This is a genomic window from Cytobacillus luteolus (assembly GCF_017873715.1).
Taxonomy (GTDB): Bacteria; Bacillota; Bacilli; order Bacillales; family Bacillaceae_L; genus Bacillus_BV; species Bacillus_BV luteola.
This window is the reverse complement of the sequence record NZ_JAGGKM010000012.1, coordinates 23,677-43,827: the sequence shown is the minus strand read 5'-3', so window position 1 is coordinate 43,827 and position 20,151 is coordinate 23,677. Positions and strand designations below refer to the sequence as shown.

Below are 20,151 nucleotides of genomic sequence, written 5' to 3'. Positions count from 1 at the left end.
AAACCTCATATTGAGGGCTCATAAATCCGTTTATGTGACCTCATTTCGCCCGAAACCTCATATTGAGGGCTCATAAATTCGTTTATGTGACCTCAACTTACTTAAATAGCTCTGATGAGGTCACATTAAATCATTTATGCGACCTCTACTAGGCTGTTTTTATCCTTTCAGGTCTAATAAACCAGTTTAATTTAACAATAATAAAAAGGGATTAACTAGTTCCCTAATTAATCCCTTTTCAAATCATACTATGACAGTAGTGCACGGTCGTTTGTCATTTTTGTTCCACGAATTCGCTGGAATTCGTTTAGTAGCTTTTCGATGGTTAGGTCTTTTTTCTTGTTTTCTTCTACTTCTAGAATGATTTGGCCTTTGTCCATCATGATTAGGCGATTGCCTAGGTCTAGGGCTTGTTGCATGTTATGGGTAACCATTAGGGTTGTGAGTCCATATTTTTCAACAATCTCTTTTGTTAGATTGGTGATTAACTCTGCCCTTGATGGATCCAGTGCAGCAGTATGTTCATCTAATAATAGAATGGCAGGCTCGGTAAATGTCGCCATTAATAAGGAAAGTGCCTGCCTTTCACCACCAGATAATAAGCCAACTTTTGCATACAAACGGTTTTCTAGACCTAGATGTAGAGATTCTAATACTTCCTTGAAATATTCTTTTCTTTTTTTGGTAACACCTATTCTTAGTGTCCTTTGTTTATTTCGGGAGTAAGCCATGGCCAAATTCTCTTCAATCGTCATATTTGGAGCTGTCCCAGCCATCGGATCCTGGAAGACCCTGCCTATTAGTTTAGCTCGTTTGTATTCCGACATTGAGGTTACATCTTTACCGTCAATTACGACATTACCAACATCCGGCGTTAATACTCCTGATATCACATTCATTAACGTCGACTTGCCAGCACCATTACTTCCAATTATCGTGACAAAATCCCCTCGTTTAAGAGTTAAATTCGTCCAATCAAGTGCTATCTTCTCATCAGGTGTGCCCTCATTAAACACTTTATGAATCTGATTTAAATGCAGCATTTGATTCCCCCCTTTCGGAAGTAGCAGCCGCAAATTTCAAGGCTTCTGATTGTTTCTTAGCTTTTCGTTTTTTATCACGGGAATGTGCAAGGAATTTAGGCATAACAAGTGCTAAAATTACGATGGTTGCAGTGATTAGTTTCATGTCACCCGGCTCAAGGAAATCAACCCTAAGCGCTAGTGTAACCACAATTCGATAAATAATCGCTCCACCAATAACAGCTAATGTAGTTCTAGCAATTGTTTTTGTCCCAAACAATGCTTCCCCAATAATAACAGACGCTAGACCAATGATAATCATACCTATCCCCATACCAACATCTGCGAAGCCGCCTTGCTGTGCAATTAAAGCTCCTGAAAAAGCAACCATGGCATTGGAGAGTCCAAGCCCTACGATTACCATCATATTGGTATTAGCTGAAAGACTTCGAATCATACGCTGATTATCACCCGTTGCACGGATGGCTAAGCCAATCTCTGTTTTTAAAAAACGGTCAATTAGGAATTTCAGTAATAAGGTTACCACAATCATAAAGATCAAAATTCCCCATGTTCTTGGTAAACTATCACCCAATCCTACTAAGGTTAAAATCTGATTAAAAAATGCATCAATTCCTGTTTTTTCCCATGCTTCTCTAACCTGCGTAAACATCGTATCGGTATTTAATAGAGATACATTTGACTTACCCATTATTCTAAGATTAATAGAATAAAGTGCAATCATCATCAAAATACCGGAAAGAAGAGCATTGATTTTTCCTACTGTATGAATAATTCCAGTAATACAGCCGGCAATAAAGCCTACAACTAATGCGAGCATTGTAGCTGTAAATGGATTAACCCCACTTACAATTAACGTTGCTGCAACAGCTGCACCTGTTACAAAGCTTCCGTCAACTGTTAAATCTGGAAAGTCAAGCACACGAAAGGATAAGTAAACACCTATCGCCATAATCGCATAGATGATTCCTGATTCAAATGCTCCGAATATCGCTGTAAACACTAAGAACCATCCTCTCTATTCTCCGTCAAAGAACTCCCCTAGTTTTTCCCACTCAGAATCCACTTCTAATCCCTGTGCCTCTGCAGCTTTAGTATTAATCATAAGCTTCATGCTATCTGGTAATTCAACATTAATTTCTGAAGGTTTCTTCTCACCTTTTAAAATTTTCGCAGCCATTAAACCAGATTGGTAGCCAAGGTCAAAGTAACTGAAACCACTTGCTGCTACTGCACCTTTTTTCATAGAATCTAATTCACCAACGAATAAAGGAAGTTTCTTTTCATTCGCAACTGAAATAACAACATCTAATGCAGAAACAACTGTATTGTCGGTAGGAATATAAATGGCATCAACGCGTCCAATCAAAGATTCTGCCGCTTGTTTAACTTCAGCAGAAGTAGAAACAGAAACCTTAACGATGGAAGCACCATTATTACCGGCTAACTTTTCTACTTGATCAACTTGAACAACTGAATTTTGCTCACCAGAGTTATAAATAACACCAATTGATTTAGCGCCAACTTCATTTGTAATGAAATTGATTGTATTTGCTGTAGCATCAGGGTGATTATCTGTTGTACCAGTAATATTTTCTCCAGGCTTGTCAAAAGCCTCAACTAGGCCAGCTCCTACAGGGTCTGTAACTGAAGTGAAAATAATTGGAATCTCTCTTGTAGCATTTAATGCAGCTGTCGCACTTGGTGTAGCATTTGCAAAAATTAAGTCTACTTTATCACCTACAAAGTTGTTGGCAATTGTAGCTGTATTGTTCATGTCAGCCTGTGCATTTTGGAAATCGTATGTAACATTTTCCCCTTCTTTAAAGCCTTGGTCTTCAAGTGCTTTCTTGAATCCTTCTGTTGCGGCGTCTAATGATGGATGTTCAGCAAATTGGGTAAGACCAATTACATACTCGCCATCACCTGATGATTGGCTACTACAGCCAGTCAATGCTAGCATTCCTGCTAGTAAAAGTGATGAAGCTACTTTCATAGGTTTTTTCATGTAAATCCCCCTCGTTTATTTATTATTTTTTAAAAAACTTACTAATATAGTTAAATTAGTAAGTTGGGAAACCTTTGTAACCGGTTACAATATATGATATTTACTATAAGCACCGTAAATATAACGTTATATTATCATTTTACTTGATTAATAGTCAATAATATTCCAAAAATTTAATAAATTTCGATAAATATATGCTAGATTCTGTTTTTTATGACAACCTCATCATAAAAATAACATTAGTATAAAAAATAAATGGGAGTAAAAACTACTCTCTTTCCGCGGGCGGTCCGGGAGCCTCCTAGGTGCTCTGCGCCTGCGGGGTCTCCCGATGACGCTTTCATCCCGCAGGAGTCTCGTAGTTTTTACTCCCATTTATACTAAAGTTTTTTGACATCACCTTTTTGCCAACCATAGTTAAAAAAATAAAAACACACCGTTAACTAATTTTAACAGTGTGCAATTTATATTATAAATAACTATTAACTTTTTTAATTTGTTCCTTGGCTTCTCTCATCATGCGGTCTAGTAGTTCTTGGACGGTTGGGATGTCTGATAAGAGGCCTGATATTTGTCCTCCGTTCATGAAGCCTTGGTCGCCTTTTCCTTGTAGGGCACCGATTTTGTGGTAGTCTTCTGTTGTGAGTTGATTAAATTCGTCTAATGTTATTCCTTTAGTTTCATGGTCTAGTAGTGTTTGTGCATAGCCGGTTTTGAGAACTCTGCGTATTCTACCGACGGATCTTCCAACAATCACTGTTCCATCGTCCTGTGCAAGAAGTAACTGTTTCTTGTATTCTTCATGAAATGGTGCTTCAGCAGTAGCTATGAATCTAGTACCCATTTGGATACCACATGCTCCTAGTGCGAGCATGGCAGCCAATCCTTTACCATCTCCGATTCCACCTGCGGCGACAACTGGAATGTCCACTTGGCTTACGATTTGTGGGATCAGCGTAAGAGTGGTAGTTTCGAGATTTGAATTAATTCCTGCAGCCTCATATCCTTCAGCTACAAGAACATCGGCACCAGCCTCTTCTGCTTTTCTAGCTTGCTTAACAGAAGCTACCACCGTAATGACTTTAACACCATGCTCCTTTAGCTTTTGAATAAACGGAGCAGGGTTACCAGCAGATAGTGAAACGATTTTTACATTATGCTTGATCACTAACTTAAGAACTTCACGCACATTAGGGGATACACTTATGGCCACATTAACTGCAAAAGGTTTACCTGTTCTGTCTTTTGTGTCTATGATGATTTGTTCAACTTCTTCTGGGCTCATAGTTCCTGCCCCAATTGTACCTAAACCACCAGCATTAGATACAGCAGACGTTAATATTGCATTGCTGATATTTCCCATACCACCTTGGAGAATTGGGTAATCTATCTCTAATAAATTCGTTAACCTATTCACTCTTTTCACCCCTCGTAAAATTAATGTTATAGTAATTTCAATACTTATGTAAAGAAAAAGTCATCAGACTGATGACTATCTTTTTACTCTATGATATATGGGTGATCCATTGCATTATAATCATGGTCTTTATCTGTTATCTCGTTTCCATCTTTAAAAACACTTTCAAAAAATCTTGACGCAGGCTTGGCGAGCTCCTTGTAATACTCTCCAAATAATGAAGCAGCATGGTTACCTAACCACTGACTAGGCAATAGCTCTTCCGGTAACCCTGGATCAACGAAAAGGAATTTGCGATACTCATGCACTAGCTTCGTTCGTTCTACAAAGCATTCTGCATCTGTCATATTCCCTTTAGCGATCTTATTTTTATCAATGATATACTTTTGGCTATACTCAGTGATAAATTCTTGATATTTAGCATTGATATCCTGAAGATCCCAGCTTTTCTCGACGAGTCGTAGGTTTTCATGAGGACCACTATATTCAGCAATAAAGAAATCAACGTATGAAGAGATTTCATATTTATCGATTAAATCATACACTTGTTTTTCAAGATTATTTGCTGAAATCCAGCAGCTGTTTGACATTGTTCCAAAGCCGCTCCAAACTAGTTCTTTTCTAAGTTCGTCTCTCACATTGCGTATTTCCTCTGGAATGGTATACATGAGCATTCTCCATTTTCCATCCCACTGCTCTGGCTTCAATTTAAAAATCCTTTTGGCAGCTTCTTCAATCCTCTTTTGACCACGTGGTGTTAATGAGTAGTAACTCTTATTGCCAATCTTATCGGCTTGGACCCAGCCCTGTTTATTCATTCTGGAAATGGCTGCTCTTACAGATTGATCATTGTGACCAAATTCATTTAAGAGCCTAATCAAACTTCCAATCCAAATTTTACTACCATAATGCGAAATATAATCTCCATATAATGTAAAAATCATTGATCTAGTATTCACTTTGGCTTCATCCTCACTTCAATCTACACGTATTACGCAAAAATAACGTTATTCGTATATTTTACTAGATTATGCTTTACATGCAAAATTATTTTTTTGAAATAATGAAAAAAGTCCATAGAGAGGTAGAATCTCTATGGATTAAAATAAAATTATAAACTCCCCAAAGATTCAAATCACAGCTCTCTACTACTTAGAATCTATGTTTTTAACAATCGTTGCAATACCTTGACCTACACCAACACACATTGTCGCAAGTCCATAGGTACTTGACCTTCTCTTCATCTCATAAATCAAGGTTGTTAGAATACGAGCTCCACTAGCCCCTAATGGATGTCCAAAGGCTATCGCGCCACCGTTCACATTCACCTTTACTGCATCTAATTCTAGATCTCTCATACAAGCAAGTGACTGCGAAGCAAAAGCCTCGTTAAGCTCAATCAAATCAAGATCACTTGTCGATAAGCCTGCTCGCTCTAGAGCCTTTCGAGTTGCAAAAATTGGACCAATTCCCATAATGGATGGTTCTAGCCCAGCCGTGGCAGAAACAACGTAGGAAGCAAGTGGCTTAATACCTAGTTCCTTTGCTTTGTCAGCACTCATTAATAGAAGAGCTGATGCACCGTCATTTACACCAGAGGCATTCCCTGCGGTGACTGTACCATCCTTAAATAAAGGCTTTAGTTTGGCCAGAGTTTCAACAGTAGTTTCAGGACGTGGATGTTCATCCATCTCAACAACAACTTCATTCCCTTTACGATCTTTATAAGAGACTGGAACAATTTCATCATTTAATCGACCAGATTCCATTGCATCTCGAGCTTTAAGCTGACTTTGGTAAGCAAAATAATCTTGTTCTTCTCTAGAGAGATTATATTGTTTTGCGACATTTTCAGCGGTTTGGGGCATGCTATCTGTTCCATACATTTCAGCCAATTGGTTGTTGATAAATCGCCAGCCAATCGTTGTATCAAACATTTCCATATTTCCTCTTGGAAAATCTTTCGTCGGCTTTGCCATGACAAATGGAGCACGAGTCATACTTTCGGTTCCACCAGCAATAAAAATATCACCCTCACCCACAGCAATCGCTCTTGCAGCGTAATTGACTGAATCAAGACCGGAACCACATAATCGGTTAATGGTCGTTGCCGCTACCTCTACTGGTAAGCCCGCGAGTAAAGCCGACATTCGCGCCACATTTCGGTTATCTTCACCAGCTTGGTTTGCATTTCCAAACACAACTTCCTCAATTTCTCTTGGGTCCACTTGTGGATTACGTTCCACTATTGCCTTTATAACAACTGCACCTAGATCGTCTGGTCGGATATTTTTTAAGGACCCATTATAGCGCCCTATTGGCGTACGAACGGCATCAACAATAACGACTTCCTTCATTTATATATTCACTTCCTTGCTTGTATAGTCAAAGACCCCTCGACCTGTTTTTCTGCCAAGTCTGCCTGCTTTAACATATTGCTCTAAGAGCGGTGCAGGTCGGTACTTTTCCCCAAGCTTTTCATGAAGGTATTTCAAGTTGTTTAATCTAGTATCTAGGCCCACAAGATCTCCAAGCTCAAATGGCCCCATAGGATAATTCAAGCCTAGTTTGATCGCTTTATCGATTTCTTCTGCTGTCCCTACACCTTCTTGAAGCATATAAAAAGCTTCATTTCCTACTAAAGCACTGATACGACTTGTAACAAAGCCAGGAAACTCATTTACAACAACAGTTTCCTTACCCATTGTTTCTGCAACCTGCCTTATCACGTTGGCCGTGTCATCATTTGTTTCAAGGCCGCGAACGATTTCAACGAGAGGCATTTTATGTACTGGATTAAAAAAGTGCATAGCAATCACTTTTTCCGGTCGCTTAGTAAAAGATCCAATTTCAGTTGGACTCATTGTCGATGTATTTGTCGCGAAATAGCAATGGTCCGGAGCATGCTGATCTATGACTTCAAAAATGGTCTTTTTGATTTCAATTTTTTCAGGAACTGCCTCAATGACAAGGTCTGCATAAGATACGTGTTGAGCAAGGAAGTTTGAGTAAGATAAGCGTCCTTTGGCAGCTTCCATTTGTTGGGCAGTGATCTTTCCACGGGCTAGACCTTTATTAAAAATACTAGTAATCTCATTCTCTGCTGCTTTTAGCTGTTTTTCTTCGATATCAATTAAAACTGTATCAAAACCACCGACAGCACTAACATAAGCAATGCCACGGCCCATAACACCAGAGCCAATAACTACGATTGTTTTAACCATTCTATTAACCTCCTTTATTGAAGTAAAACGAGGTTGACTAGTTACTGCTTTGTCAACCTCGCTTTTTTTAACTAGATACCAAATGGATTTAATGGTCGGCTACCATAGTAGGAAATGAGACTCTTGGTTTCTGTATATAAATCAAGTGTTTCAATACATAACTCACGTCCAAAACCTGACTGCTTATAGCCTCCAAATGGTGTACCTGGGAATGCAGAGAATGGGCAGTTAATCATGACGATACCTGCTTCAATCTGTTTTCCAACTCTTGTTGCACGACCATAATCTTTCGTCCAAATCGCAGAACCTAAACCGTATTTGCTATCATTTGCTAACTTAACAGCTTCTTTTTCATCAGAGAACTTCATAACGACTACAACTGGACCAAAGATTTCCTCTTGAACGGATTTCATCTCATGATTCACATTTGTAATAATGGTAGGCTCATACCAGAAGCCATTTTCAAAGCCTTCTACTTGCGCTTCTTTTCCACCAGCTACAACCGTTGCACCATCTGCAATGGCTGATTTAACATAGCCATCAATTACTTCAAGCTGACCACGATTGATGATTGCACCAACATGTGTTTCTTTTTCAAAAGGATTGCCAAGCTTTAATTTCTTTGTTTTCTCAACAAACTTTTCCATGAACTCATCGTATACATTCTCATGAATATATAATCTTGAGCGTGCTTCACAAGACTGTCCCGTATTATAGAAAATACCGAATAATGAGCCGTCTACTGCAGCATCAATGTCAGCATCGTCAAACACGATACTCGGTGATTTACCACCTAGCTCAAGTGTCACACGTTTTAATGTTTGTGAAGCTTTTGCCATGATGTCTTTTCCAATTTCAGTTGACCCTGTAAATGCAACTTTATCTACATTCTCATGTTCTACTAAATAGTTACCTACCTCTGCACCAGCTCCTGGAATCACGTTAACGACTCCAGCAGGTACACCTGCCTCAATGCAAATTTCCCCAAGCACAATAGCTGTCAGTGGAGTTAAGCTAGCAGGCTTAACTACGATTGAACATCCTGCTGCAATCGCTGGTGCTACTTTCCATGCAGCCATCATTAATGGATAATTCCAAGGAATGATTTGCGCACATACACCTACTGGCTCTTTTTCTGTAATGTTTTGGAATGCTCCAGGCATTGTATTAACTGCCCCGCGATGAGCAACGATTGCACCGGCATAAAATTCAAAGTCTTCGATCGCTTGCATTACTTGACCTTGCGCTGCAGCTAAAGATTTACCAGTATCTAAAATCTCTAATTCTACTAATTCATTAAAACGAGATCTCATAATCCCAGCAATTTTATTTAACGTACGTTGACGTTTATTAACAGGGAAATGTCTCCATTTACCATGATCAAAAGCATTTCTTGCAGCCTCAACAGCACGCTGTGCATCTTCAATAGAAGCTTTGGAAACAGTAGCAACTGCTTCACCTGTTGCAGGGTTATAGGTTGTAAACGTTTCACCAGAAGCACTTTCTGCACGTTCACCATTAATGATTAATGAATAATGCGATCGTTTCATTTCTAATAGCTCTAGTTTTTGTTCTTTTACTGTAGACAAAGCATCCAACTCCTTCTTTTATTAGTTTCCGTTAAAGACAGGCTTTCTTTTTTCCATAAAAGCTTGGATTCCCTCTTTATGGTCATTACTTAAACCAGCGATTCGCTGACCTTCTGCATCTTTTTCTAAAAATCCAGGAAGATCTAAGTGCCAGCTAGCTTTTAAGTTTCGTTTAATTAACCCAATTGCTTTTGTAGGCATAGCAGCAAGTCGACTTGCAAACTCTTCTACTCCAGTTTCCCACTCATCTGATGGAATGACCTTTGTAACAAGGCCTAATTTCAGAGCATCCTCAGCTTTGATACTTTCACCAAAGACAGCAAGCTCTAATGCTTTCGCATGACCGATTATACGAGGTAAATAGTAGAGGTTCCCTGCGTCAGGAATTAGCCCAACATGGATAAAGGCTTGAACAAGACTCGCTTTATCAGAAGCAATTCTAAAATCACAAGCGAGTGCTAGACTCATACCTGCCCCCGCTGCTACTCCATTTAATGCGGCAACAATTGGTTTTTCACATTTATCCAGTTCAAGTAACATCGGGTTATATCTCTTACGTAATACCTCACCATGGTCCATATCGTCATTTACTCCAGCCAAATCCTCACCTGAACAAAATGCACGACCTTCTCCCGTTATCACAATCGTACGAACTTCTTGGTCATTCGAAGCTAACTTTAGTGCTTTTTGTACCTCTTTATTCAGTTGCTCTGTAAATGCATTTAATTTATCAGGTCTAGAAAGGGTTAGCCAGGCAATGCTGTTTTTGACCTCATACTTAATTGTTTCAAACATCCTATGTACCTCCCTTTAGTTCCCTGAAAAATTTGGTCTTCTTTTTTCTTTGAAGGCATTCATACCTTCACGTTGATCATTTGAAGAGAATAAGAGAGAAAAGTTCTTTCTTTCAAACTGCATTCCCTCATAAAGTGAATAATCAATTGCTTTTAGAACTGATTCTTTCATTAGTCGAATAGAAAGAGGTGCTTGATTCGCAATTGTGTTTGCGAACTTAACGGTTTCCTCTTCAAGTAATTCGGGAGCTACGATTCGATTTATGATTCCATAATGGAGTGCTTCTTCAGCAGAAACTCGTTTCCCTGTGAAAAGCCATTCCATCGCTTTCGTTTTTCCCACAAGCTTTGTTAATCGAACAGTTCCGCCAGCTCCTGGCATCACACCTAAATTCACCTCAGGAAATCCGAACTCTGCATCATTTGAAGCAAATAATAGATCACAGCATAGTGCAAGCTCAAACCCGCCACCTAGGGCAAACCCTTGAACTGCACCAACAATCGGCTTTTTGATTTGAGCTAATCTATCCCAATCTGTAAATTGATTCAATAGCTCCAAATCAATGGAAGAGTCATCCATCATCTCATCAATATCTGCACCAGCAGCAAAAGCACGACCATTACCTGATAACACAATGACTCTTATCTCGTTATCACGATCAAAGCCTTCCATAGCTTCTAAAATTTCTGATACCATTTTTCGATTTATTGCATTTAGCACCTTTGGGCGATTCAATGCAATCATACCGAGACGTCCATTAGTAGATGTAACGATATGTTCGAAAGTTTTAAGCATCTAGTTCCTCACCAATCATTAATGTGATTAGGTCGCCAGCAAATTTCATTGCATCTTTACCAGAAGCTTTTCCTTCGTCTGTTCTCATTGCTGTTTGTAGTGCTTCGTGGCTGTCATAGTACATTTCACACATTAGGTAGTATTTGCCTTCTCCACCCATTGGGCTTCCAACCACTTTTGTTACTTCCATTTTGCGTAGTCCTGGAATTTTTGCTGTTAGTGGAGCGTGTACGTTAAAGTAGTGCTCGTTGAATGCCTCTTTGTTTTCAGGGTGCTTATATAATGCGATCAATTTTACCATTTAAATCCATCTCCTTAGTGTTTGGTTTGTATTATAAAAAGCTATACGTTAAAGGAATATAGCTTCTTTTCCTAATTTATTACATCATTGTTGAAACAGGTTTCATTGCTTCGAATGGGTTTTTACAGCCTTTGCAGTATAGAATGCTGCGACATGCTGTAGGGCCAAATAGGTTTTCCATTGTTGTGTAGACGGAGTCACAGTATGGGCAATTCACGGCCCAGCCTCCGTTTTCGTCCAATTGACGTGGAGGAGGTGCGATGCCAAATTCTTTCAAACGTTCACGTCCCTCTTCGGTAACTCGATCAGAGGTCCATGGTGGTGAATAAATGAATTGGACATTTATACTCAAATTCTTATCTAATGCTTTCAGTGCTGTGATCACATTTTTCTTTATAATGTCCAGTGCAGGGCAACCCATGAAAGTCGGAAGTAGTTGAATGGTTACTGTATGACCATCTTGTTCTATTCCTTCTACCATTCCAAGGTCAATGATGGAAATAGAATCAATTTCAGGATCCTTAACACTATGTAGTGCTTCCACGATTACTTGCTTATTAATGTCTGTCACCATAGCATCCATCCTTTTAAAGTGATTTCCTTACCAAGTTGCAACAGGATTGATATTGTAAACCTCACTTAATGTTGATAAGGCATCGTCTAAGTCAGCCGTATGCTGACCGATTCTTCCATTGCCATTCTTCATTTCAAAGGTACTAGGGAAATCTAGATTAATAGATTCAAAGATTGGCTTCATTGCGTTTATCGTACGAGTTTTTAGTACCTCTTCAGTATCAATAAAACCGAGCTCTGCCATTTCTTTTCCTTTAGGACCGAGTGTTAGCATACCCTCAAAGTCCGCTACAACAGTCTGTACTGCTTTTTCCATTCGAGTTCTTGCGTCTCCCCCTGCCATCATTAATTGTGTAAACCATGTTTTCCAATGTAATAGATGATAGTAAAGCTCCATATTCACCTTTACAGCAACATCTGCTAATGGCTGGTATGAAGATGTCTTTAGTGATTCAACTCGAATTTTTTTTGCTTGGGTATAAAAATAGTTACGTACAACCGCAAATGCCCAATCATATTGAGGTTGTCTTAGGTAATTTCCTGGACCGTTAACCAGTTCTAAGAGCACTGCATTTTTTCTTTCTGTTGAGGTACGGGAATGTGCCAGGTCATCTACTTTTCCTACCCCGATATCTTCTAGTAGTTGATAGAACATTGCAGCATGACCCATCGTATCTTGGCTAATCGAAGAAAATGCAACATCCTCCTCTATATGGGGAGCAAGTCCTAGCCACTCTGATCCACGGTATGAGATAATAAAGTCATCATCGGCTAACTGAAAGAGTAATTCAGATAAGAATTGTAAGTCGTTGTTCGCTGTCATTTCTTTTGCTTCCCTCCCCATGAAAAGATTTCTTGTTCATCTAGCATTCCTTGCTCATAGTGACGCCACTTTTTCTTTAGATATCCATATCCTTTTGTTGTTCGATAATCTTTATTATCTAGACGGCTAAGTGTCATCCGCTCATCCAACGTCATTTTTCGAATATCAGAACGTTTCACTACCCAAATATCTGAAACAGGCTCCCTACGCATGAAATTTTCTTGTGCCAAAACAAGGGCAATTTCTTGATTAGGAGCTAATAGTGAAAATTGGTATTGAAGCGGTGATGTATCTGTTCTTTTACTAAAGACCTCGAACTCCTGGAAGAAGCCTTCACTACCCATGGTCATACCTCCTTACATTTATTTAACTATTGCTTAGTGCCTCATGAACCCATTTATTTGTGTGGTACGTAACCTTACGAAGCTCTAAGCGGTCCTTTGATTTTGGACCATTGTTTTTTATAATTTGCTTAAAACGGTTCCAATCAGGTTGTTTATAAATCCACAATTCCTGTTTTTCATCATAGTGCATTGTGTCATCTGGTAACGTTAACCCAAGTGAAAGAACTCTCGGAATATACTTAGAGAAGAAATCCTGTCTCAGCTCTTCATTTGTTTTTGTACGGATTTGATATTTAATCGTTATATCCTGTTTAGATGTGCCTGTTGTTGAAGAATCTCCAGGCCCAAAGAACATTAATAACGCTTCCCACCAACGGTCTAGTGCAACTTGAAGCATTTGTTTTTGTTCCTCTGTTCCTTCAGCCAATGCTAGAATGATAGACTCACCGTGTTGTGCGTGGAAAACTTCCTCTGCACAAATTCGCTTAAGCGCTCTAGCATAAGGTCCATAAGACGCATCAAGCATATTTGTTTGCGTAATAATTGCAGCTCCATCTACTAGCCAGCCAATGATTCCTGCATCTGCCCAGGATGGCGCTTCCATATGAAACACATTATGAAACTTTAAATCTCCTGAAAAAAGATCATTCATAATATCTTCTCTCGTTTTACCAAGTGGTTTCATAAGATCTTCAGTGACTCGAAGTAAAAGTTGACCATGACCCATTTCATCCTGAACTTTTGCCATAATCCCTAGCTTCCTTTTTAAGCTAGGTGCTTTAGGTACCCATTCCTTTTCTGGAAGCGCTCCCATAATTTCGCTGATTCCGTGCATTGAAATTAATTTTATTAATGTAAGTCGATATTCATCAGGCATCCAATCTTCAGCTTCAATCTTTTCTCCAGCTTCAATTCGCTCCATGAATCTCTGCATCTTCTCTTTCTCAGTTAACTGATCAAAAGACATCACTTCTGACATAAACTCCACCTCCATTATTTATGACGAAAACAACACGATAATGTTAAGTTTGTTACAGATTATGCAATATAATCGTAAACAGTAGTTATTTTTATAAAAAATATTTAGGATTATATTTATATAACGTTTATTTATCGTCATTTAATATTTTTGTTATACGTTTAACACAAAGATAACGTGTTAATGGTAAAAAGTCAAACCATTTTTCTGAAAATTATAAAAAGAGCACAACGTTTTTCATTGTACTCTGTCTAAAAAACCCGTTATTTCATTCTCTTGCTCTATAAATACGTCTGATCCTAAATTGATAAGTTCATCCATTGATGAAATCTCATCAAAAGGAATTTCTTCACCAAGCTCTTTGTTAATACGAAGATAATTAGAACCAAGTAAGTGCTTACATTGATAACTGATTGACTCGGATGATAGATGAAGGGCGAGATCTAGCAACTTAGGTGTAACCTTCATTGATGGAAAGTCAAATGGAAGCCACTGTTTCACACCCCAATTTTTTTCTTCTTGGATTGTAAAATCAATGGTTTGTTTGCCTGTACCGACAGAAAGGATCCTAATATCCTCCATTGACTTCTTATAATGTTTTAATGCCTCCGTTATACAAACCAATGAAGGGTTGTTTGCCCATAATCCTCCATCTATTGATAAAAAACGATTATCAACATTATTCGGCGGAAAATAAACTGGGGCTGAACAGGATGACAACACTGCATCCCAAAGCTCGATTGACAAATCATCTTTCTCTTCAGCGTTTTTCATGGTTCTATGGACATATGGCCGACCATGTGTGACATCAACGGCCGGAATAAGAATTGGTGTTTCGACTTCAGAAAGCTTTATGTCTTTAAACGACTTCTTTAAGTATCTTCTTAAAAACCTATCACTATATACACTTTTAAATAGTCCCACTTTAGCCTGACGGATGAATATCTTACGACCAAATTTTTTGTAGTTTTCCAAAACTTCGTCCATTGGAATTTTCATCGAGACAGAAGCAGCAATAATTGAACCAGTACTCGTGCCAGCGATAACATCGAATAAATCGGCCACCGGCTTGTTATACTTTTCTTCCAAAGCTTTTAGGATAGTGATTGCAAATACCCCTCTAATTCCTCCACCATCTATACATAACATTTTCATTTACTTCACCCATATTTTCTATCTTTATATTTAGTCTAGCCAATCTGATTGTTTTAAGACATAAAGCCTTATCTTTTATAAAGCTAAAAAACCAAATCACTAGTGGACTTGGTCTTTTTGTGATCTTACTTTTTATAGGGAATATCTAAAAGCTCTGGTACTGTAACAAATTCATACCCTTGTTCCTTTAGAGTTGGGATAATTTGTTGTAAAGCTTGTATTGTTGGAGTTCGATTTGCATCCCATTCCCCACCATCATGCATTAAAATAATCGAACCCGGTTGAACCTGACTCGTCACTGTGTTGGCAATTACCGTAGGTGGTTCTTCCTGCCAGTCTAAAGAATCGACTGACCATCCGACAACGGTATAGTTCATATCCCTTAACTTTTCCACCAACTCGTTGTATAAAAATCCATAAGGTGCCCGAAAAAGTTTTGTGCGATACCCAATCAAGTTTTCAAGGATTTCCTCTGTTTGATTCACTTCTCTTTCAAGAGCAGCAACGCTTGCCTGGTCAACGAGATTTGGGTGCCAATATGTATGGTTTCCAACGATATGTTCTTCATTAATCATTCTTTTCACTAGGTCCGGATAAGTCTCAGCTCTAGCACCCATTACAAAAAATGTAGCATCTACGTTATACTGATTTAGCACATCTAACACTTGTCCTGTAAATCGTGGATCTGGCCCATCATCAAAAGTTAAGGCTACTCTCTTTTCTGTAGACGGACCACTTAACACAATCGTCTCAGGATACCTTTGCTGGAGCACGATGTTCGAAACTGGATACCTTACTCTTTCAGTCGTTTCAGGGCCACCCTCTAATTGCGGAAAATCTTCTGGTATCTGTTGAACTGGAATACTTTCAAACTCATCAACATTTGTAGCATTTGCATCAATTGTGAAAAAACCATTTAAGCAAAGTCCAATAAAAGCAAGAAAAGCGAATTTCTTAATCATGTCCGAATCCCCTTCCAAGTTATATCTATTATTTTCTGAAAGTGGAGCCAATTTTATCCTTATGGTAGAAAAAATATTTTCGGTGTAAGGTTGTGGTAATTCTGATTAATGGGCGATTAACGGTTATATAGGGGGACATAGGTTTTTTCGGACAAGTTGAACGGAGGTTTCCGTATACTAGTCCGAATACATCTGTTATTCGGACTAGTTCCACAAAACCTTGCCTATTCTAGTCCGAATACAAAGCTAAAGTAATACAAGTATACTGATACTAGTTGTTATCCCTCTTCATTGAATCCATTTAGCTAATTCAAAATAGATAGGGATCCCAATAATAAGATTGAATGGGAATGTAACACCTAAAGCTAGACCTAAATAAATCGACGGGTTTGCTTCTGGAACAGATGTTTTAAGTGCAGCAGGTGCCGCAATATAGGATGCACTACCAGCCAAGACACCCATTAAAGTAATTCCCCCGATTGATAATCCAACAAAACTACCCACGATGACACCTAAGCTCCCGAATAATAGTGGTGAAAGCAACCCGAATAACACTAACTTAACACCATATTTTTTCACTTCAGGTAGTCGTTGTCCTGCGACTAGTCCCATATTCAATAGAAACAGAATCAATACACTATTGTACAAATCCATAAATAATGGCTTCACCATCGGTACTGCACGTTCTCCAAGGATGACACCTATTAATAAACTACCGACTAACAGTACGATGCTTTTACCAAAAATACTTTCTCTTAGTACCTCTTTATCAATTAAATTGAAAGACTCAGGCATAAAACCAACACTACGAGAAGAAAGCGAAGTTACCTCACTCTTATTTTTAACTATGTTTAAAATTAGTAATGATACTAAGATGGCAGGACTCTCCATTAAAACAACAATCGCGTTCATAAACCCTTCATACATTGTTCCATTTTTCTCAAGAAAAGAGAGAGCAGCACCATAGGTGACTATACTTATTGATCCATAGGTAGCTGCTAATCCTATTGAATTTTCTAGATCTACCTTGATAATTCTCATAATAAAGAGTGTGATTAAAGGGATTGCAACTCCAAGAATTAACGCACCACCAATTGGTGCTAAAACCGTATCAATGGAATAATGTGAAAGTTCAATTCCTCCTTTTATACCAATTGCAATTAATAGGTAAATACTTAAAGCCTCACTTAGAGCACTTGGAAATTTAAGGTCAGATTTAAAGATTGCTGCTACTAACCCTAAAACAAAAAATAAAACAACAGGTGAGAGTAAATTATCAACAATGATTTCAGTCATTTTTACCTCCTAAACACTATTTTCTTGCAATAAAAAATAAAAACCGACAATATTCGGACGGCAAAAATCTACCAATCTCAAATATCGTCGGTTTATTCTCAACTAACCTAATCGGTTTTTTGAGGATCTCCCTTATGTAAAATCTTTCTCTAAATCGCTACATAATTTAAATACCATGATTCGTTCACCCGAATGAGTGCTAATATCTGTATGGAAACTAGTTACTTCTTTTCCAGTACATGATAGAATAATTTGTTTTAAATCATCAATGCCAGATTCAACTAATTCTGAGCGAGTTTTCTTAATGGTTAATATTCCCTCTTTGGTTTCACATACAGAATATTCAGCCGGAGTTAGAATTCCTTTTAAGCATATGATAATCATGTCACGTAAAATATCAGACTTTACGGAAACCGATCCACGACCAAGAAAGTCTTTTTCCCACTGTGTTATCGCTTTGCTAATTTCTGATTCGATATACCCCTTGGATTTATTCATAATTCTCCTCAAAAGTAATGTATTTCCTACGAGTTTATAAATATACCAAACTTTCTAATTTATCACTTGATTACTTTTTCATTCAAGCCAATATATGTTATTAACCGAATGCTAAAGTCATTTCACAAAACAGTTTTGCCAAGGTAATAAACATCTAATTATACTTTATCGTGCTTAGTTAAAAACGTCAATAATTTCTTCCCCCACGCTTGCTTATTGCCTCTCTTTTGATGTTGACCAATGTTCCGTTTGTTCCAATTCACTTGCTAATTGAAATAATATATCTTCTTTACCACGGGCAGCAATGAATTGGACGCCACATGGAAGTCCATCCTTCGTTACATGCATAGGAACACTCATTGCTGGTTGACCTGTTAAATTCGCAAGCTGGGTAAACGGTGTTCTCATGAGACTGGTTTTAGCAATTTGATCTACGATTCCTGCTTTTTTCAAAAGATTTCCAGAACCTATTTTACCAACAACATTTATCAATAATTTTTCCAATGACTTAGGCTCGAGCTCACCAATTTTTGCTGGAGGAAAAGCTGTTGTCGGGGTTATATAGAAATCATATTTAGAATGAAATTCCTCCATCTGGAACGCTGCAATATCCCATTCTCTTAATCCAAGGACAAATTCTTCAGCACTCGTTGCTTTGCCAAGTAAACCAAGTAGCCAAGTAGAAGGTTCAACATCTAACTGCTTGGCTTTTCGACCTAAAACATCCTCAAGTGAAGCTATTGAAGCCGCTACCTCTCCAAAATATAAGGTCAAATAACTTTTTATTATTTTATAGCCATCAACTGGTGCTTCCTTTTCTTCGACATTATGACCTAAAGACTCAAGTAATTTTACTGTCTTAAGAACAGCTTCTTTACATTCTGGATGTACATTGGCTTCTAATGGAGATTTTAGAGAAAAAGCAAAGGTTAAGCCTTTGGACATAGGTGTAGTTACTACATCTAGGTAACTCCCATCAAAAGAAGGTGCATGATATGCTGCTCCTTTTTCATGAATTTTTAGTACATCAAGGATTGCAGCACTATCTCGAACCGACTTTGTTAGAACATGGTCAACAGAAGCACCTTGCCAGTTTCTACCAGTATTTGGACCAACTGGTGTTCTTCCTCTTGTAGGCTTTAGACCAAACAATCCACAGTATGCACCTGGAATTCGTATAGAGCCTCCACCATCATTTGCTCCTGCTAAGGGTACCATACCTGATGCCACCGCTGCAGCCGACCCACCACTTGAACCACCAGGTGTATAATCTGTATTCCAGGGATTCCTTGTTGGTCCATACTGTTTAGGCTCTGTAATACCCATTAACGCAAATTCAGGTACATTTGTTTGTCCTACAAAAAGGAGACCCGCTTTTCTTAATCTATTGATATATTCAGTATCCTGTTTCGCTATGTACCCTTGTAAAGCTTTAGAACCTGCAGTAATTTTTTCACCTTTCATCTCTTGGGTTATGTCCTTTAATAACATCGGAACTCCTGCAAATGGTCCGTTTAGATTAGTTGCTGCCGCTGTTTGTCTAGCTTGCTCATACATCTTATTAATAACTGCATTAAGATCTGGATTATGGAGTTCAATTATTCTAATTGATTCTTCCACTAGTTCAACTGGCTTAACTTCTTTGTTTTTAACAAGCTCGGCCAACCCGAGTGCATCATAATCATTATAGGGAATCCCCATTTTTATCATCTCCGTTTTCATATTATCTACAGTATACTTAAAAGAATATTCTGAAATCAATAAAAATGGACCTGTAACAGGCCCTGGGTTTAAGTAACTATTCAGTTGTTGATTGACTGGTTAGTATCTTGACCAATATTCTTTATTTTCTCCACAAGCATCTGGAATCCATATAACATTGCAGCTTTAAACGTAAATAAGGCTAAAAGCTGCATTCGGTTAAATCTAATAAGTGAACCAATCCCAATTTTCGTAAGCCAATTCATAAGTGGAAACACAAAAGCTAAGTGAACAAGGAAGTTCGTTACTATATATAGAAAAAAATTGCCAAAGGTGAAGCGCATTATCCACAAAGTTCCCACCGTAAAAGGTCCCAAAAGGAAAGGAGTCATTCCGTTCATTTTCGGATGTAGTCTCTCAAAAAACCACCACCATTTACGTTTCTCGGCAAAAAGACCTTCAAAATGTACAAATGTAGTAATAAAAATTGTTGCAGGTAAAAATCGTTTAATATATTTCTTTCCTAGAATAGGTATAGAGAGCCATGGTAATATCAATGCCCCGAGCAATAACCATCTATTTGTATTCATAAAACCGCTCACCACCTTTTAAGCAATAGTTTGCTCTAAAAAGTTTCGAAGATGTATT

The 20,151-nt window shown here is 38.3% G+C and carries 21 protein-coding genes; all 21 read right to left on the bottom strand.

Annotated features, from left to right (window positions below):
* Nucleotides 1-248 precede the first annotated feature (248 nt).
* The gene (locus tag J2Z26_RS21275) at nucleotides 249-1,043 is read right to left on the bottom strand and encodes an ABC transporter ATP-binding protein (protein ID WP_193538645.1); all 795 of its coding nucleotides are present in this window, start codon (nucleotides 1,041-1,043) and stop codon (nucleotides 249-251) included.
* On the bottom strand, nucleotides 1,018-2,046 hold the full coding sequence (locus J2Z26_RS21270) for an ABC transporter permease (RefSeq protein WP_193538647.1): 1,029 nt from the start codon (nucleotides 2,044-2,046) through the stop codon (nucleotides 1,018-1,020). The genes J2Z26_RS21275 and J2Z26_RS21270 overlap by 26 nt, the downstream gene beginning before the upstream one ends.
* 15 nt (nucleotides 2,047-2,061) lie before the next feature.
* Nucleotides 2,062-3,051 carry an ABC transporter substrate-binding protein gene (locus J2Z26_RS21265; protein WP_193538649.1) on the bottom strand — a complete coding sequence of 330 codons (990 nt, stop codon included), beginning with the start codon at nucleotides 3,049-3,051 and terminating at the stop codon, nucleotides 2,062-2,064.
* A gap of 469 nt (nucleotides 3,052-3,520) precedes the next feature.
* Nucleotides 3,521-4,468 carry an NAD(P)H-dependent flavin oxidoreductase gene (locus tag J2Z26_RS21260; RefSeq protein WP_193538651.1) on the bottom strand — a complete coding sequence of 316 codons (948 nt, stop codon included), beginning with the start codon at nucleotides 4,466-4,468 and terminating at the stop codon, nucleotides 3,521-3,523.
* Nucleotides 4,469-4,551: 83 nt separating this feature from the next.
* On the bottom strand, nucleotides 4,552-5,427 hold the full coding sequence (paaX, locus tag J2Z26_RS21255; protein ID WP_193538653.1) for a phenylacetic acid degradation operon negative regulatory protein PaaX: 876 nt from the start codon (nucleotides 5,425-5,427) through the stop codon (nucleotides 4,552-4,554).
* Between the two features lie 189 nt (nucleotides 5,428-5,616).
* Nucleotides 5,617-6,825 carry a 3-oxoadipyl-CoA thiolase gene (locus J2Z26_RS21250; RefSeq protein ID WP_193538655.1) on the bottom strand — a complete coding sequence of 403 codons (1,209 nt, stop codon included), beginning with the start codon at nucleotides 6,823-6,825 and terminating at the stop codon, nucleotides 5,617-5,619.
* A complete protein-coding gene (locus J2Z26_RS21245) occupies nucleotides 6,826-7,692 on the bottom strand; it encodes a 3-hydroxyacyl-CoA dehydrogenase (protein WP_193538657.1) in 867 nt (288 codons plus the stop codon).
* A gap of 71 nt (nucleotides 7,693-7,763) precedes the next feature.
* Nucleotides 7,764-9,281 carry an aldehyde dehydrogenase family protein gene (locus J2Z26_RS21240; RefSeq protein WP_193538659.1) on the bottom strand — a complete coding sequence of 506 codons (1,518 nt, stop codon included), beginning with the start codon at nucleotides 9,279-9,281 and terminating at the stop codon, nucleotides 7,764-7,766.
* A 21-nt stretch (nucleotides 9,282-9,302) separates the two neighbouring features.
* Nucleotides 9,303-10,076: an enoyl-CoA hydratase/isomerase family protein gene (locus J2Z26_RS21235; protein WP_193538661.1), complete on the bottom strand. Its 774-nt coding sequence runs from the start codon at nucleotides 10,074-10,076 to the stop codon at nucleotides 9,303-9,305.
* A gap of 15 nt (nucleotides 10,077-10,091) precedes the next feature.
* Nucleotides 10,092-10,871, bottom strand: a complete 780-nt coding sequence (locus J2Z26_RS21230) for an enoyl-CoA hydratase-related protein (RefSeq protein ID WP_193538663.1) — start codon at nucleotides 10,869-10,871, stop codon at nucleotides 10,092-10,094.
* A complete protein-coding gene (locus J2Z26_RS21225; protein WP_193468312.1) occupies nucleotides 10,864-11,172 on the bottom strand; it encodes an EthD family reductase in 309 nt (102 codons plus the stop codon). The genes J2Z26_RS21230 and J2Z26_RS21225 overlap by 8 nt, the downstream gene beginning before the upstream one ends.
* A gap of 79 nt (nucleotides 11,173-11,251) precedes the next feature.
* The gene (gene paaD, locus J2Z26_RS21220) at nucleotides 11,252-11,746 is read right to left on the bottom strand and encodes a 1,2-phenylacetyl-CoA epoxidase subunit PaaD (protein WP_193538665.1); all 495 of its coding nucleotides are present in this window, start codon (nucleotides 11,744-11,746) and stop codon (nucleotides 11,252-11,254) included.
* Nucleotides 11,747-11,773: 27 nt separating this feature from the next.
* Nucleotides 11,774-12,568 carry a 1,2-phenylacetyl-CoA epoxidase subunit PaaC gene (gene paaC / locus J2Z26_RS21215; protein ID WP_233459470.1) on the bottom strand — a complete coding sequence of 265 codons (795 nt, stop codon included), beginning with the start codon at nucleotides 12,566-12,568 and terminating at the stop codon, nucleotides 11,774-11,776.
* Entirely contained in the window at nucleotides 12,565-12,912 is a 348-nt protein-coding gene (gene paaB, locus J2Z26_RS21210; protein ID WP_193468317.1) for a 1,2-phenylacetyl-CoA epoxidase subunit PaaB, read from the bottom strand. Before paaB ends, paaC begins: the two co-directional genes overlap by 4 nt.
* A gap of 22 nt (nucleotides 12,913-12,934) precedes the next feature.
* On the bottom strand, nucleotides 12,935-13,891 hold the full coding sequence (paaA, locus tag J2Z26_RS21205) for a 1,2-phenylacetyl-CoA epoxidase subunit PaaA (protein ID WP_193538669.1): 957 nt from the start codon (nucleotides 13,889-13,891) through the stop codon (nucleotides 12,935-12,937).
* Nucleotides 13,892-14,128: 237 nt separating this feature from the next.
* Entirely contained in the window at nucleotides 14,129-15,046 is a 918-nt protein-coding gene (locus tag J2Z26_RS21200) for a CBASS cGAMP-activated phospholipase (protein ID WP_193538671.1), read from the bottom strand.
* A 125-nt stretch (nucleotides 15,047-15,171) separates the two neighbouring features.
* A complete protein-coding gene (locus J2Z26_RS21195) occupies nucleotides 15,172-16,008 on the bottom strand; it encodes a polysaccharide deacetylase family protein (protein WP_193538673.1) in 837 nt (278 codons plus the stop codon).
* A gap of 288 nt (nucleotides 16,009-16,296) precedes the next feature.
* Complete coding sequence (locus tag J2Z26_RS21190; protein WP_193538675.1) at nucleotides 16,297-17,304, bottom strand: sodium-dependent bicarbonate transport family permease; 1,008 nt, start codon at nucleotides 17,302-17,304, stop codon at nucleotides 16,297-16,299.
* Between the two features lie 132 nt (nucleotides 17,305-17,436).
* Entirely contained in the window at nucleotides 17,437-17,802 is a 366-nt protein-coding gene (locus tag J2Z26_RS21185; protein WP_193538677.1) for a Na-translocating system protein MpsC family protein, read from the bottom strand.
* A 213-nt stretch (nucleotides 17,803-18,015) separates the two neighbouring features.
* Nucleotides 18,016-19,503, bottom strand: coding sequence for an amidase (locus J2Z26_RS21180; protein ID WP_227413815.1), 1,488 nt, complete (start codon nucleotides 19,501-19,503; stop codon nucleotides 18,016-18,018).
* 101 nt (nucleotides 19,504-19,604) lie between these two features.
* Entirely contained in the window at nucleotides 19,605-20,093 is a 489-nt protein-coding gene (locus J2Z26_RS21175) for a hypothetical protein (protein ID WP_193538679.1), read from the bottom strand.
* Nucleotides 20,094-20,151: the final 58 nt, after the last annotated feature.